Raw genomic sequence first — 14,863 nt, forward strand, 5'->3', positions numbered from 1 at the left:
TGCGAAGCTAAAATTTCAGGTAGCCTTTGAACACAAATGCGTGGGTAGCAGATGCCCAGCCTATAACAAACCCTCTCCACTTCTGCTAAAGCATGGCTACACTTGCCATATCGCTGCACAGCCGGCGGTTTACTGTCCGTATTGAAGTATTAATCCTCTATAAATAAAAGGCTACCTGAAAATTTCAGGTAGCCTTTTAACTCAAGCGCCTAGACAACAGGGATCCTCCCTACCGGCAGCATGGTCTGCACTGGCTCACGCGCAATGCCAAGCGCCGAGGATATAGGGCTGTTTCGCGCCGGTGGCGGCGTGGGGATTGCCCGGCTCGCGGCACACGCGGCAGGCGGCGAGCCAGGCGAAGGCGGCGGCTTCCACCCATTGCGGCGGCAGGTTCAGCTCGTCGGTGGTGGCGGTGCGGATACCGAGCGGGGCGAGCCTATCGGAGAGCTCGGCTATCAGCACGGGATTGAACACGCCGCCGCCGCAGGCAAACACTTCGCATACACCCGGGGCATGGGCGGCAATGGCGTCGGCGATGCTTTGTGCGGTGAGGGCGTTGAGGGTGCGCACGATATCGGCGGGGGCATAACTGTTTTCTGACAATAATTCGTCGGTTTCGCTGTTTTTCAGGTAGCCTTGCAGCCAATCGAGGGAAAACAAATCGCGGCCGGTGCTTTTCGGCGGGGTACGGTGGAAATAAGGGTGTGCCAGCAGGGTTTGCAGCAGTTCGGGGATAGCGCGGCCGCTGCGGGCAAGGGCACCGTCTCTGTCGCAGGCTTGGCCGAAACGGTGCTGCATATAGGCATCGGCCAGCATATTGCCGGGGCCGGTGTCGAAGCCGCCGGCATCGGCATGCGGTTGCAACACGCTGATGTTGGCGATGCCGCCGATATTGAGCACCACGCGGCCATACTCCGGGCTGCCGAACAAGGCCTGATGGAAAGCGGGCACGAGCGGCGCGCCTTGGCCGCCACCGGCCATGTCGCGGCGGCGGAAGTCGCCGATGGTATCGATACCAGTGAGCTCGGCCAAGAGCGGCAGGTTGAGGAGCTGAACGGTGTAGCCGTGTTCGGGGGCATGGCGCACGGTTTGGCCGTGCGCGCCGATGGCGGCGATATCGCGCGGGGCAAGCTTTTGCTGCGCCAGCAGGCCGTGCACGGCTTGAGCGTTGAGCGCGGCCAACTCTTGCGCGAGCATTTCGCTGCGGTGGATTTCGTTGCCGCCGGGGTTTTGCAAATCCAGCAGGCGGCGGCGCAAATCATCGCTGTAAGGTACGGAAAAATGGCCGAATGCGCCCTGCCATTGGGTGCCATCGAAGGCGGCCAGCACGGCATCTACGCCGTCCATGCTGGTGCCGGACATCAGGCCGATATAGTATTGGGTCATGGTGCAAACTATGTGGGAAAGACGGCGGCATTATATAGCGAACGGCAGCTGTTTTCAGGTAGCCCCATTGGAGGATTGGACTATAATGCCCGTACTGCTTTCAGGTAGCCTCTATCCGCACGGGAGTCTACCTAAAAATAAACCAACCCGGTCATAATCTCTTAATTTGAAATATTTAAAATTGATGCAATTCTGAAAAAGGATAATTTTACATGACCCACCAAAAAACCTGGTCCGGCCGTTTCAACGAGCCCGTGTCCGAACTCGTCAAACAATACACCGCCTCCATCAACTTCGACCAACGCCTCGCCCGCCACGACATCCAAGGCTCGCTCGCGCACGCGCAGATGCTGCATGAAGCCGGCGTACTCTCCGCGCAAGATTTGGCCGACATCCGGCGCGGCATGGCCGAAATTCAAGCCGAAATCGAAGCAGGCAGCCTGCAATGGTCGCTCGATTTGGAAGACGTGCACATGAACATCGAACGCCGCCTCACCGACAAAATCGGCGATGCCGGCAAACGCCTGCACACCGGCCGCAGCCGCAACGACCAAGTCGCCACCGACATCCGCCTGTGGCTGCGCGACGAAATCTCCACCATCCGCCGCCTGATTAAAGACTTGCAGGCTGCCCTGCTCGATTTGGCCGAACAAAACGCCGCCACCATCATGCCCGGCTTCACCCATCTTCAGGTAGCCCAACCCGTCAGCTTCGGCCACCACCTGCTCGCCTATGTGGAAATGTTCGGCCGCGACGACGAACGCATGGCCGACTGCCGCCGCCGCACCAACCGCATGCCGCTGGGCGCCGCCGCACTGGCCGGCACCACCTTCCCCGTCCGCCGCGAAACCACCGCCGCACTCCTAGGCTTCGAACAAATCTGCCAAAACTCGCTCGACGCCGTGTCCGACCGCGACTTCGCCATCGAATTCACCGCCGCCGCCTCGCTGGTGATGGTGCATTTGAGCCGCCTGTCCGAAGAACTGATTTTGTGGATGAGTCCGCGTTTCGGCTTCATCGACATCGCCGACCGCTTCTGCACCGGTTCCAGCATCATGCCGCAGAAGAAAAATCCCGACGTGCCCGAACTCGTGCGCGGCAAATCCGGCCGCGTCATCGGCCACCTCACCGGCCTGATTATGCTGATGAAATCCCAGCCGCTGGCGTACAACAAAGACAATCAGGAAGACAAAGAGCCGCTCTTCGACACCGTGGACACGCTCATCGACACGCTGCGGATTTACGCCGACATGATGCGCGGCATCACCGTGAAACCCGAAGCCATGCGCGCCGCCGTGCTGCAAGGCTTCGCCACCGCCACCGATTTGGCGGATTATCTGGTCAAAAAAGGCCTGCCCTTCCGCGACAGCCACGAAGCCGTCGCCCAAGCCGTGCGCCACGCCGAACAAGCAGGCTACGGGCTGGAAGACCTGCCGCTCACCGTGCTGCAAGGCTTCAGCGCATTGATTGAAAACGACGTTTACCAAGTGCTCACCCCCGAAGGCAGCCTGAACGCCCGCAACCACTTGGGCGGCACCGCACCGGAGCAGGTGAAGTTTCAGGTAGCCCGTTGGAGGGAGCTGCTGAAAGAAAAGGCATGATGCATATCTTTCAGGTAGCCTGTTGCCGCCCCGCTACCTTGCACAAACTTTAGCGATATAATGCGCCCTTCACACCATCTTAATTAAAATTAAAAAGGAAACATCATGACCGAAGCCCAACTCTCCGCTTGGGGTATGAAAATTGGCCTCAGCGTGCTGGTTATCTTCATCGGCCTCATCATTTGGGACTTGGGCAAAAAATCCGGCGCCAGCAAATTCAGCATGGCCATGCCGTTTTTTGTGCTTGGCTTGGGCATGATGGGCTTTTTGATGAAGGAAGTGTTGGTGAATCTGATTTTGAAGCACCCTGTTTGAAAGGCTACCTGAAAACGAGGTTTCTGAAGGAAGCCGAGTTTCTGCGAAGCTAAACGAAATTTCTGCCAGAAGCTGAGTTTTTACGAAGCGAAAACGAAACTTCAACGAAGTTAAAACCACGGCTGCACATTTTCAGGTAGCCTCAATAACGCCATCTGTCGGCCATTGTTGGAAACTATAACTGCCATTGCCGATGCACTGCCGGTCTTGTTATTTTGCGGCGAAACCCGTATCTTGCCTGCCATCCGAAATCCCTATCTGAAAGGAAAAAACATGAGCAACCAAATCATCCACACCTCCGATGCAGCCTTTGAAAAAGATGTATTGAAAGCCGAGCTGCCTGTATTGCTCGACTTCTGGGCTCCTTGGTGCGGCCCCTGCAAAATGATCGCCCCGATTCTGGACGACATCGCTGCAGAATTCCAAGGCAAGCTGCAAGTAGTGAAGATGAATATCGACGAAAACGAGCAAACCCCCGCCCAATTCGGCGTGCGTGGCATTCCCACCCTGATGGTGTTCAACGGCGGCCAGCGCGTGGCCACCAAAGTGGGCGCCCTGAGCAAAGGCCAGCTCACCGATTTCTTGAACGCTTCACTGTAATACTGCCCTATTCCGCCACCGCCGCATCTTCCGGCGGTGGCTTTTCTTGACAAGCCCCACTCAATCCCCTAGAATGCCACCATTTTGCGTCCGCCTCACTTTTGGTGCGCAGCCCCATTCTCCGGCTTACAACAGCCAAAACTCTTAAATCTTCCAAACCCATCCCCACACATATCCCCCATCCCTCCCCCATTATCTGAACCGCGCGTTCATTTAATCAATTTATCCATTATTCAACACAAAACACAATCTTATGCACGTTTCCGAACTACAAACCCAGCACATTTCCAAACTCCTGGAAATGGCCGAACAACACGGTATTGAAAATGCCAACCGCCTGCGCAAACAAGATTTGGTGTTTTCCATCGTCCGCCACATGATGAAACAGGGCGAGAGCTTCAGCTGCTCCGGCACGCTCGAAATCCTGCCCGACGGCTTCGGCTTTTTGCGCAGCACCGACACTTCCTATTTGGCCAGCCCCGACGATATCTACGTTTCCCCCAACCAAATCCGCCGCTTCAACCTGCACACCGGCGACACCATCGAAGGCAGCGTGCGCGTACCCAAAGACAACGAACGCTACTTCGCCCTCGTGCGCCTCGATAAAATCAACGGCGACGACCCCGAAGTGTGCAAACACAAAATCCTGTTTGAAAACCTCACCCCCCTCTTCCCCACCCGTCCGATCAAGCTCGAACGCGATATTAAGGCCGAAGAAAACATCACCGCCCGCGCCATCGATTTGGTTTCCCCCATCGGCATGGGTCAGCGCGCCCTTTTGGTGGCGCCACCCAAAACCGGCAAAACCGTGATGTTGCAAAACATCGCCCACGCCATTACTGCCAACTATCCCGAAGTGGTGCTGATTGTGCTGCTGATCGACGAGCGCCCCGAAGAAGTAACCGAAATGACCCGCTCCGTGCGTGGTGAAGTGGTGGCCTCCACTTTCGACGAGCCCGCTGCCCGCCACGTTCAGGTAGCCGAAATGGTGATTGAAAAAGCCAAGCGCATGGTGGAGCACAAAAAAGACGTAGTCATCCTGCTCGATTCCATCACCCGCCTTGCCCGCGCCTACAACACCGTTGCCCCCGCCTCCGGCAAAATCCTCACCGGCGGTATGGACGCCAACGCCCTGCACCGCCCCAAACGCTTCTTCGGCGCCGCCCGCAATATCGAAGAAGGCGGCTCGCTCACCATCATCGCCACCGCGCTGGTGGAAACCGGCAGCCGCATGGACGACGTGATTTTTGAAGAATTCAAAGGTACCGGCAACATGGAGCTGCACCTCGACCGCCGCATGGCCGAAAAACGCGTGTTCCCTGCCATCAACATCAACAAATCCGGTACCCGCCGTGAAGAAATGCTCGTTTCCAACGACCGCCTGCAACGCATGTGGCTGCTGCGCAAATTCCTCCACCCGATGGACGACCTCGAAGCTACCGAATTCCTGGTGGGCAAACTTAAAGACAGCAAAAACAACGACGAGTTTTTCGAGCTGATGCGCGGCAAATAAGCCTACCGCCTCAGCTCCACCAAAACACCAGCTTACCTTGTTGATACCCGCACTTTCAGGTAGCCTTAGAGGCTACCTGAAAACCATAATAAATCTATCAAGAATCGAAATGCAGAATCTTTGGCGCAAATGGTTAGGTTGCAGTCATTCTCTGCTGGCGCAGCCGAACGGAGCGTGGTTTTTCGGGGAACAAGGGCTTGCATGTTCGAAGCGGCGAAGCCGCAAGTTGCGAGCCCGCCCGAAAAATCACGTGGAGTGAGGGAAGTTTGGCGAAGCCAAACCTGTGCCCGCAGTCGCCTTTCTTTTGCTTCCTTTTCTTTGGCGAAGCAAAGAAAAGGAAGTGCCCCGCGCCGGCATGAGGCGCAAAGGGGAACAGAACAAAAATAATAAAAATCGCCTGGAATCCAATTTTGCTTGTGAGCAATATGCGCTTCAATTCAACTTTTGCAAATAAATGAGTGGATGGGCTTTAGGCCAGCATCCTAATGATAGTAAAGTATTTTAACTATAGCCATTACACCTAAAGGCTACCTGAAAACATGACCACCCTCGACTACGCCGACAGCCGCACCCTGTGGCAAACCATCCTGACCGAAACCGCCCAAGCCGCCCAAAGCGAGCCTATGCTCGCCAGCTTCCTACACCAAACCGTGCTGCGCCACAGCAGCATCGACCGCGTACTCGCCTTCCACCTTTCCAGCAAGCTTGCCAGCCCCGTGATGGACAGCCGCGCGCTCAACGAAATCTTCTTCCAGGCGCTCAACAGCGACACCCGCATTTCCAAAGCCATGCAGGCCGACATCATCGCCTACTACGAACGTGACCCCGCCTGCGACGCCTACTACCTGCCGCTGCTCTACTACAAAGGCTTCCACGCCGTACAAGCCCACCGCATCAACCACTGGTTGTGGCAACACGGCCGCAAAACCCTTGCCTACTTCCTGCAAAACCGCGCCTCCGAAGTGTTCGGCATCGACATCCACCCCGCCGCCCGTTTCGGCCACGGCATCATGGTCGACCATGGCACCGGCCTCGTGGTGGGCGAAACCGCCGTTTTGGGCAACGACATCTCCATCCTGCACGGCGTAACCCTCGGTGGCTCCGGCAAAGAATGCGGCGACCGCCACCCCAAAATCAGCGACGGCGTGATGATTGGCGCCAATGCTTCCATCCTTGGCAACATCCGCGTGAACGAATGCGCCAAAGTCGGCGCCGGCAGCGTGGTGGTGAGCGACGTACCCGCCCACAGCACCGTAGTCGGCGTGCCCGCCCGCGTGATCGGCCAAGGAAACGTGCGCCCCTCTGCCGATATGGATCAAAGCCTAGATGCGTGATAGCAGATAAAGGCTACCTGAAAACAAACAGCATAGCTTTCTGCCCGGCCAACATGCCGGCAGATGATTTCAGGTAGCCCTTCCACCAGCCCGCCACTGTATAATCCCGCAACCTGCCCGATTGCACCCGCCCATGAAAGCCGCCTTTTTCTTTCTTTACCTCATCCAGCTGCTGCCCTTCGCCGCCATCCAAAAGCTGGCCGACGCTATCGGCAGCCTCGCCTATTATGCCGTCGCCCCCCGCCGCCGCATCGGCGAAATCAACCTGCGCCTGTGCTTCCCCGAATTGAGCGAGAAACAGCGCAAAATCCTGCTCAAACGCCACTTCCGCCATATGGCCAAACTCATCCTCGAATACGGCCTCTATTGGTATGGCAGCGCCGAGCGGCTCAAATCCCTCGTCCGCTACCAAGACAAACATCATCTCGACAACGAGCTTGCTGCCGGGAATAAAGTTATCCTGCTTTATCCCCACTTCACCGCCTTCGAGCTTGCCGTGTACGCGCTCAACCAAGACGTGCCGCTCACCAGCATGTATTCCCACCAGAAAAACTCCGCGCTCGACCAGCAAATCCTGCACGGCCGCCACCGCTACAACAACGTCTTCCTCATCGGCCGCACCGAAGGCCTGCGCGCCATCATCAAACACCTGCGCGCCAACCCCGCCCCTTTCCTCTACCTGCCCGACCAAGACTTCGGCCCCAAAGATTCCATCTTCGCCGACTTCTTCGGCATCCCCACCGCTACCATCGCCGGTCTTTCCCGCATCGCCGCCCTTACCCAAGCCAAAGTCGTGCCCGCCATCCCCACCCGCCAGCCCGACGGCCGCGTTACCCTGCGCTTCTACCCCGCCTGGGAAAACTTCCCCAGCGAAGACGTGCAAGCCGACGTACAGCGCATGAACCACTTCATCGAAGAGCGCGTGCGCGAACAGCCCGAGCAATATTTCTGGCTGCACAAACGCTTCAAAACCCGCCCCGCAGGCAGCCCCGATTTCTACGCCAAATCCGGCCGCGCCTAACGATGCAGGCCGTTGGAAACCAATCTTCCAACGGCCTGTTTTCTGCCCATTCCAGCCAAAAGGCTACCTGAAAATACTTTTCAAACAGCCTTTTCAGCCTCAACCGGCTGTTTTTAGCGTTGATTGTAAAGACTGTGGTCGTAGCCCACGCAGAAAGCCGTGCCTTCTGCGCCCTTTCCGGTTTCGATTTCGGAATAAAAGCAGCGGTCATCGCCTTCTCCGCGTGCCGCCGTACAGGCCTGTCTGGCTTTAACTGCTGCTCTCCTATCATCTCTGTCGATACCGACAAAGATATCCCGCCGGCTCTGCGGCCTGTCGGTAGCCGTAACCAGTACGGCACAACTATTGGCAAAGGTAGCCAAGATTTCACAACGGGATGAGCGGCAATTTTGCTGCACGGCCTCAATCGCCCGCTGTTCCGAACGGTAGCCGCCCGGCCAAAGCAGGCCTTTGTTTACCGGATCCCAGCCGATGGCCATCCAATACGGCGTGCGGCGCAGTTCCGCGATTTCGGCTTGCACCTCCGCCTCGCGCTGCTCCCAGGCGCGTATTTCAGCGGCGGTGGGGCCGGAGTAGGTTGGCTGTTGTTGTGCTTCGCGGTTCTGCTGGATTTGCTTGTTCAGCCCGTCTGCCAGCCACGGATCGAAACCATCCGCCCAAGCCAAGCCCGCGCCGCCCAGTAGCAGCGCCACCAACGCGCCCGCTGCCGTGTTCATCATGGTTTGCTTCATCTTGCCGCTCCTGTCTGTTTTGAAAGGGGAAAAAGAGTATTGCCGATGATCGGATTGTAACAAAAAACAAGATATTGTAAACATCTATCCCGCTGCTTGAAGGCTACCTGAAAAAGATAAACAAAACATTTTTGATGTGGATAATATAAGTTGCCCCTGCTTGCCATACGCTCAATCTTGCCTGGTTCCGCCCGCAGTGCGCCGGTTGTGCACCCGTTTGCCGTGGATGCTCAGATTACCAGCAGCGAAGTCGGCCACGGCTTGCGGCAGCAGTTGGTGCTCGATTTTCAGCACGCGCGCAGCCAAGGTATTGGCAGTATCGGAATCGTATATGGGCACGGCGCCTTGGGCGATGATGGGGCCGCAATCGAGCTTATCGGTTACGAAATGTACGGTGCAGCCGGCGAGGCGGCAGCCTTCGTCGATGGCGCGTTGGTGGGTATGCAGGCCGGGGAAGGCAGGCAACAGAGAGGGATGGATGTTGATGGTTTGATTGGCAAAGCGGCTGCAAAACTCGGGCGGGAGAATGCGCATATAGCCGGCAAGCAGCACGAGGTCGGGCGCGTGGCTGGCCACGAGTTCGAGCATGGCTTGGTTGAAATCGGCGCGGCTGGGGTAGTCTTTGGGATTGAGGGCGGCGGTGCGGATGCCCTGCTCTGCCGCCCAGGCCAGGCCGGGGGCTTGTGGGTTGTCGGAGAGCACGGCGGCGATGTGCAGATTAGGGATATCGGCCTGCACCACGGCCTGCATATTGCTGCCGCGGCCGGAAATGAGGATGACGGTTTTGGTCATGGTGTAATCATTTGAAAAGTGGTGGGGAATATTTTTCAGGTAGCCTGTGTGATGTCAAGCAAGGCTACCTGAAAAGATTAGGGGCAATCAGCCTAGCCGCATCATTTCAATTTGCTCAAGGCTGCGCCCGAGGAAGCGTTCGCCGATGGTTTGGAAGCGCAGGGGGATGTCGCTCACGTAGAAATGGTAGTCGGCAGGGGTTTGGCTGGGGTTGAGCAGGCCGGCCTCGGCAAGGGCGGCGGCAGTGGCTTCGGCGGTGGTGAGCGCGGAATCCACCAGCGCCAGATGTGGGGCTTCGCTTTGCAGCAGGGGTTTGAGCAGGGGGTAGTGGGTGCAGCCGAGCACGAGGGTGTCGATGTCTTCGGCGAGCAGCGGCTTGAGGTATTCGCGCACGGTAAGGCGGGTGACTTCGTGCTCAAGCCAGCCTTCTTCCACCAGCGGCACCAGCAGCGGGCAGGCTTGGGAGGGCACGCGCGCCTGCGGGTTTTGCGCGTGGATGGCGCGGGCGTAGGCGTTGGAATTGACGGTGGTGGAAGTGGCGATGATGCCGATGCGGCCGTTGCGGCTGGTGGCCAGCGCGGCTTGCGCACCGGCGGCAATCACGTCGAGCACGGGCATGCCGCCGGCGGTTTGCCGCACTTTGGCGCCGGCCACGGCGGCGATGGTGTTGCAGGCAATCACCAGCGCTTTCACGTCGTGCTGCATTAAGAATTCAACGATTTGCGCGGTGTAGGTTTCGATGGTGCTGCGCGATTTCACGCCGTAGGGCACGCGGGCGGTGTCGCCGAAATAAACGATGTTTTCGTTGGGCAGCCGCTCCATCAGCGCGCGCACCACGGTGAGCCCGCCGACGCCGGAATCGAATACGCCGATGGGGCGCTGCGTGAGGCTGTTCGGTTTCATGTTGCTGGGTTTGCTGTTGCGGGAAAAGGCGTATTGTACACGCGCGGCGAATAAGGGAAAGGCTACCTGAAATCTTTGTCTCGATTTTCAGGTAGCCTTTTGAGGTTAATCAGCCTTATTGTGGCGGCTTGTGATCGTGCTGCTCCAGCAGGCGGGTTGCTTCGCGCTCCTCTTGCGGGCGCACGGTTTCAAACTCGCCGTCGATGATGTCGCCGTCTGCCTGATAACCCGAAGCACAGTAATCCTGCCCCGTTTGGTTTGGCCGCACCGCCGCCGGGCCACCCTTAATCGGCAACAGAAGCACCAAGGCCAAAACGGTGGACACAAAACCGGGCGACATCAACAGCAGCGCCGCCACAATATAGCGCAGCGGCCATAGCAATTGGTAAAACGACACCTCGCCACGGTTATTAAACAGCGAGCCGGCCAGCATCACCGAAGAAAAACCGAGGTTGCGCAGCATCACCATGCCGGCCATAAACGACAACACCATCAGCAAAAGCGTGGGCAAACCGCCAAGCCGGTCGGCCACCATCACAATCGAGGCCGCTTCCGCCCCCGCCAGCAGCAAGAGCCAAATTCCAAAGTAACGCATCGTTTTTTCCTTTTCAAACAAAGAAATGTCTTTTAGCTTCGCAGAAACTCAACACCAAAGCATCGTTTTAACGAAATTCGCTTCGCCTATTTTAGCGAAATTCGCTCCACTCTTTTTCAGGTAGCCTACAAGCTTCAGCAAGCGTAGCATTCGGTTTTTGCATCCAACACTGGGAAACATCATGACCGCCGAATAAATCTACCAGCAATGGCACGAAGCCGCCAAAAGCCGCCACACCGCCGCCCTGTATTACGAACTGCCCGCCGTACATAAAATCAAGCGGGCATTCTGCAAAGTTTGCCCAAGCCCGCCGCATTCAAAGGCTACCTGAAAGGGTCAGCTTCAGCGAAGGTAAAACATAGCGAAGCACAGCTTCTACGAAGTTAAAGCAGAAACCGCAAATGGGTCGTCTGCTGGGTTATCGTGCCAAATATATTCGCAATGTGTAGCAATCGCCTCAGCCTGCGCGAGGCCATAGTGATCGGCGATGAAGCCCAGCGTCATGTCCATCCCTGCCGACACGCCGGAAGAAGTGTAAAACCGCCCGGCGACCACCCAACGCGCCGATGGCTGCCAATCCACCATCCCGCCAACGCTGCGCACCCAATCAAAAGCCTGTTTGTTGGATGTGGCGGGCAAGCCGTCCAGCCGGCCGCTGGCCGCCAGCAGCGCTGCGCCGGTGCACACCGACAAACAACAGGCAGCCTGCTCCAGCCACGCGCCCAAATCACGCAGAAAAGCCGTATCTTGCGCCAGCGGCCGTGTGCCCTGCCCGCCCGGCACCAGTAAGATACTATTTTCAGGTAGCCTATACAGCCGCTGTGTTTGCACGGTAAAACCCTGCCGGCTAACCACCATACCGCCGCTCTGCGACACATAATGCAGCCTAGTTTGCGGCAGGCGGAACAAAAACTCCACCGGACCCATCAAATCTAACGTTTCATATTGCTCAAACAGCAGGCAATAAATATCGGTTGCGGCCTGCGGATTGAATGCAGAAGGCATAGTCATCTCCTCGCGCTATGGTTCGCAAACAACCACATCATACCCTGTTCGCGCCAACGCTGCCCGACCGGCCGGTTTGTTTACCTGCCGTTTCCTATAGTATGATAAAAGCACTTTCTTTGCAGCGCACTTGAGCACACGGCAAGTTTGCTTGGTTCACACCCGCTGTCTCTTTCATTTTTCAGGTAGCCCAGCTGCCCCATTACACGGAGCGCTTCATGAAATTCTCCCCCGCCTGCACCGCCCTCTTATGCACTGCCTTCCTGGCCGCCTGCGCCGGTACATCCTCCGGCAATCGATACTACCGCGTGCAGCGCGGCGACACGCTCTACCGCATCAGCCGACGCTTCAACCAGCCCGTCTCCCGCCTGATGGCTTGGAACAACCTGAAAAACCCTTCCCAGCTCGAAGTGGGCCAACGATTGCGCGTGGGCAGCGGCAACAACCGCAGCACATCCGCCAGCAATACCACCAACCGCACAGTAACGCGCACCCCGGCCGAACGCCCCAGCGCCGCGCCCAGCAGCCTGCAATGGCCAGCTCGCGGCGAAATCATCACCCAGTTTAACGGTTCTTCCAGCAAAGGCATCGACATCGCCGGCAGCGCCGGTACCCCTGTGAAAGCCGCCGCCCCCGGCCGCGTGAGTTACGTGGGCGAAGGCATCCGCGGCTACGGCAAGCTCATCCTCATCAACCACACCGGCGGCATGCTCACCGCCTATGCGCACAACAGCCAAATCAGTGTGCGCGAAGGCCAACAGGTGTCCGCCGGGCAAACCATCGCCACCATGGGCAGCAGCGGCACCGACCGCGTGAAACTGCACTTCGAAGTGCGCGTCAACAACCGAGCCGTCAATCCGATGGATTACCTGCCGAAATAAACGTTTGACACATGAAAGGCTACCTGAAAGTGTACGCCTTCAGGTAGCCTTTTTCACATCTGCGCCCTACTCCTGAGCCGCCTGCGCTGCCGGCCGTTGCAGATGACGCTGCATATAGCTTGCAAACGGCTCAACGTTTGGCACCACTTGGGTGCGGAACATGCCCCAGGCCAAGAGGCCGCTCAAGTATAAATCAAGCGCGCTAAAGTGCTGCCCCACGGCGTATTCGCGGCCGTCGGCCAGCAGGGTTTGCAGGGTGTGCAGCGCAGTGTCGAAATCGCCATAGCCGATAGCGCGGCGCCGATCTTCGCTCTGCGGCACTTGCTGCCAGCGGTCGAGAATGGCGTATTCAAGCTGCGTGCCAAACCACAGCCAGCGGTAGTATTGCCCACGCTCCGGCGTACCCGCGGCAGGGATCAGCCGTTTTTCGGGGAAAAGCTCGGCCAGATAGGTGAGGATGGCGGGCAACTCGGTAATCACTTGCCCGGCATGCGCGATGGCGGGCACTTTGCCCATCGGATTGATGGCTAAATAGCCTGCCTCTTTGAGCTGCGGGTAATCCAGCGCCACGGTGTCGTAATCTGCACCGCATTCGGACAGCATCCAGCGTACATTGTTGCCACGCGAAGGGTGCACGGTATAGAGGGTGATTTTGCTCATGATGTTTCCTTTTTAAAACAGTTTATTATGTTTTCAGGTAGCCTGAAAGTGCAGTCATGATACGCCTTGGCTGTGTCAGTTTTTGTCAGCAGCCAAGGCCATCGCTGAAACGAAATCAACACTAGCGGCTCAAATCAAACGTACTCAAATCCAGCCCTTCCTGTTGCCGCCAGCATTGCAGCAGCAGGCGGTGCGGCATGGGATAGGCCGCGCCGATTTGGGCTTGCGTGATGCGGTCGCAACGGAAATGGCGGAAGGCCTGCCGCAATGTGCACCAGGCCGCCAGCAGCCGCACATCGTCCAAATAGCCCAGCGCCACCGGCCACACCGTGCGCCTGCTGGCCTGCCCGCGCAAATCCGTATAGCTGAAGCTGAGCGCCGTTTCCTGCCGCAAAGCCTGCCGCACCAGCGCCAACACCTGCTCTTCGCCGCTCCCATACGCCGTGCCGCCCATCGGATACACCGCATGTGCCGCCGCCTGCTCGGCCAGGCGTGCTGGCAACACCGCGTGCACCTTGCCCAACACCGAGTGCGCCGCCTCAGCCATTTCGCCATCGGCATGCGCCGCCGCCCAACGCATACCCAGCATCAGCGCTTCCAGCTCGTTTTCGCTAAACATCAGCGGCGGCAGATTACAATCCTGCTGCAACACAAAGCCCACGCCTGCTTCCCCGCCAATCACCGCGCCCTGCCCGCGCAAGGTATCGATATCGCGATACACCGAGCGCACGCTGATGCCCAGCTCCTGCGCCAACAGCCGTGCACTTTTCGGATGGCGGCTGGCACGCAGAAGCTGCAAGAGTTTGAGCAGGCGGTCGGTACGGCTGGGCATGATGAATCTCCGGACGGGTTTCAGGTAGCCTGATGGCTTAAATGGGAGGCTACCTGAACATAATTAGGGATGATACCGCGTTTGCAAACAACTGCGGCAAGAGGCTAACTGAAATCCAGCTCCGTCGTTTCCAGGCCGCCCCAAGCTCCTCAGCCCGCCACGAACCTGCTACAATCCGCTTCCCTAGCAAACACCTACCAAGGACAAACCATGCGAATCCTCCATACCATGCTGCGCGTCGGCAACCTTGATGCCTCTCTCGCCTTCTACCAAGAAGTGCTCGGCATGAAACTTCTGCGCCGCAAAGACTACCCCGAAGGCCGTTTCACTCTCGCCTTCGTCGGCTACGGCAGCGAAGACGAAACCGCCGTGCTCGAGCTCACCCACAACTGGGATACCGCAAGCTACGACCTCGGCAACGCCTACGGCCACATCGCCATCGAAGTGGAAGACGCCTATGCTACTTGCGATGTTGTGCGCGCCAAAGGCGGCAAAGTAGTGCGCGAAGCCGGCCCGATGAAACACGGCAATACCGTTATCGCCTTCGTGGAAGACCCAGATGGCTACAAAATCGAGTTTATCCAAAAACACGGCCGTGAAGATTAAGGCAATAGGAAAACAATAAAGGCTACCTGAATTTTTCAGGTAGCCTTTTCAATGATCGGTTTCAGACGGCCGTAAAAACACCAAACAC

General features: G+C 57.7%; 16 protein-coding genes. 8 read left to right on the forward strand and 8 right to left on the reverse strand.

Going from position 1 to position 14,863, the window contains the following annotated elements; genetic code table 11:
- Positions 1 to 255: 255 nt before the first annotated feature.
- Positions 256 to 1,386: an anhydro-N-acetylmuramic acid kinase gene (locus tag A7Q03_RS02825; protein WP_067447109.1), complete on the reverse strand. Its 1,131-nt coding sequence runs from the start codon at positions 1,384 to 1,386 to the stop codon at positions 256 to 258.
- Between the two features lie 212 nt (positions 1,387 to 1,598).
- Between A7Q03_RS02825 and argH the strand changes: the two genes are divergently transcribed.
- From argH to A7Q03_RS02855, 6 genes are all read left to right on the forward strand, one after another.
- Entirely contained in the window at positions 1,599 to 2,987 is a 1,389-nt protein-coding gene (argH, locus tag A7Q03_RS02830; protein WP_067447111.1) for an argininosuccinate lyase, read from the forward strand.
- 105 nt (positions 2,988 to 3,092) lie between these two features.
- Entirely contained in the window at positions 3,093 to 3,302 is a 210-nt protein-coding gene (locus tag A7Q03_RS02835) for a DUF2788 domain-containing protein (RefSeq protein ID WP_067447113.1), read from the forward strand.
- Between the two features lie 273 nt (positions 3,303 to 3,575).
- On the forward strand, positions 3,576 to 3,902 hold the full coding sequence (gene trxA / locus A7Q03_RS02840; protein WP_067439738.1) for a thioredoxin TrxA: 327 nt from the start codon (positions 3,576 to 3,578) through the stop codon (positions 3,900 to 3,902).
- 253 nt (positions 3,903 to 4,155) lie between these two features.
- Positions 4,156 to 5,415 carry a transcription termination factor Rho gene (gene rho, locus A7Q03_RS02845; protein ID WP_067447115.1) on the forward strand — a complete coding sequence of 420 codons (1,260 nt, stop codon included), beginning with the start codon at positions 4,156 to 4,158 and terminating at the stop codon, positions 5,413 to 5,415.
- Between the two features lie 539 nt (positions 5,416 to 5,954).
- Entirely contained in the window at positions 5,955 to 6,749 is a 795-nt protein-coding gene (gene cysE, locus A7Q03_RS02850) for a serine O-acetyltransferase (protein ID WP_067447117.1), read from the forward strand.
- A 133-nt stretch (positions 6,750 to 6,882) separates the two neighbouring features.
- Positions 6,883 to 7,770 (forward strand): lipid A biosynthesis lauroyl acyltransferase, encoded by an 888-nt coding sequence (locus A7Q03_RS02855; protein ID WP_067447119.1) that lies wholly within the window; start codon positions 6,883 to 6,885, stop codon positions 7,768 to 7,770.
- Between the two features lie 113 nt (positions 7,771 to 7,883).
- Here the strand turns inward: A7Q03_RS02855 and A7Q03_RS02860 are convergent, their stop codons facing one another.
- The 5 genes from A7Q03_RS02860 to A7Q03_RS02885 all read right to left on the reverse strand — a co-directional run bounded on the left by A7Q03_RS02860 (position 7,884) and on the right by A7Q03_RS02885 (position 11,796).
- Complete coding sequence (locus tag A7Q03_RS02860; protein WP_067447121.1) at positions 7,884 to 8,501, reverse strand: DUF4189 domain-containing protein; 618 nt, start codon at positions 8,499 to 8,501, stop codon at positions 7,884 to 7,886.
- A 171-nt stretch (positions 8,502 to 8,672) separates the two neighbouring features.
- Positions 8,673 to 9,293, reverse strand: a complete 621-nt coding sequence (gene purN, locus A7Q03_RS02865; RefSeq protein WP_067447123.1) for a phosphoribosylglycinamide formyltransferase — start codon at positions 9,291 to 9,293, stop codon at positions 8,673 to 8,675.
- Positions 9,294 to 9,380: 87 nt separating this feature from the next.
- Positions 9,381 to 10,196 (reverse strand): glutamate racemase, encoded by an 816-nt coding sequence (gene murI / locus A7Q03_RS02870; protein ID WP_003821951.1) that lies wholly within the window; start codon positions 10,194 to 10,196, stop codon positions 9,381 to 9,383.
- Positions 10,197 to 10,311: 115 nt separating this feature from the next.
- Positions 10,312 to 10,791, reverse strand: coding sequence for an FxsA family protein (locus A7Q03_RS02875; protein WP_067447126.1), 480 nt, complete (start codon positions 10,789 to 10,791; stop codon positions 10,312 to 10,314).
- Positions 10,792 to 11,166: 375 nt separating this feature from the next.
- Positions 11,167 to 11,796: a DJ-1/PfpI family protein gene (locus A7Q03_RS02885; RefSeq protein ID WP_067447130.1), complete on the reverse strand. Its 630-nt coding sequence runs from the start codon at positions 11,794 to 11,796 to the stop codon at positions 11,167 to 11,169.
- Positions 11,797 to 12,014: 218 nt separating this feature from the next.
- Between A7Q03_RS02885 and A7Q03_RS02890 the strand changes: the two genes are divergently transcribed.
- Positions 12,015 to 12,677 carry a peptidoglycan DD-metalloendopeptidase family protein gene (locus A7Q03_RS02890; RefSeq protein ID WP_067447132.1) on the forward strand — a complete coding sequence of 221 codons (663 nt, stop codon included), beginning with the start codon at positions 12,015 to 12,017 and terminating at the stop codon, positions 12,675 to 12,677.
- Positions 12,678 to 12,743: 66 nt separating this feature from the next.
- Here the strand turns inward: A7Q03_RS02890 and A7Q03_RS02895 are convergent, their stop codons facing one another.
- Together A7Q03_RS02895 and A7Q03_RS02900 are read right to left on the reverse strand one after the other, a co-directional pair.
- The gene (locus tag A7Q03_RS02895; protein WP_067447134.1) at positions 12,744 to 13,337 is read right to left on the reverse strand and encodes a glutathione S-transferase family protein; all 594 of its coding nucleotides are present in this window, start codon (positions 13,335 to 13,337) and stop codon (positions 12,744 to 12,746) included.
- Between the two features lie 121 nt (positions 13,338 to 13,458).
- Positions 13,459 to 14,169, reverse strand: a complete 711-nt coding sequence (locus tag A7Q03_RS02900) for a YafY family protein (RefSeq protein ID WP_067447136.1) — start codon at positions 14,167 to 14,169, stop codon at positions 13,459 to 13,461.
- 210 nt (positions 14,170 to 14,379) lie between these two features.
- On the opposite strand from A7Q03_RS02900, the gene gloA reads away from it, so the two are divergent.
- Entirely contained in the window at positions 14,380 to 14,775 is a 396-nt protein-coding gene (gene gloA, locus A7Q03_RS02905; protein WP_064105353.1) for a lactoylglutathione lyase, read from the forward strand.
- Positions 14,776 to 14,863: the final 88 nt, after the last annotated feature.

This window comes from Eikenella sp. NML99-0057 (assembly GCF_001648535.1).
Taxonomy (GTDB): Bacteria; Pseudomonadota; Gammaproteobacteria; order Burkholderiales; family Neisseriaceae; genus Eikenella; species Eikenella exigua.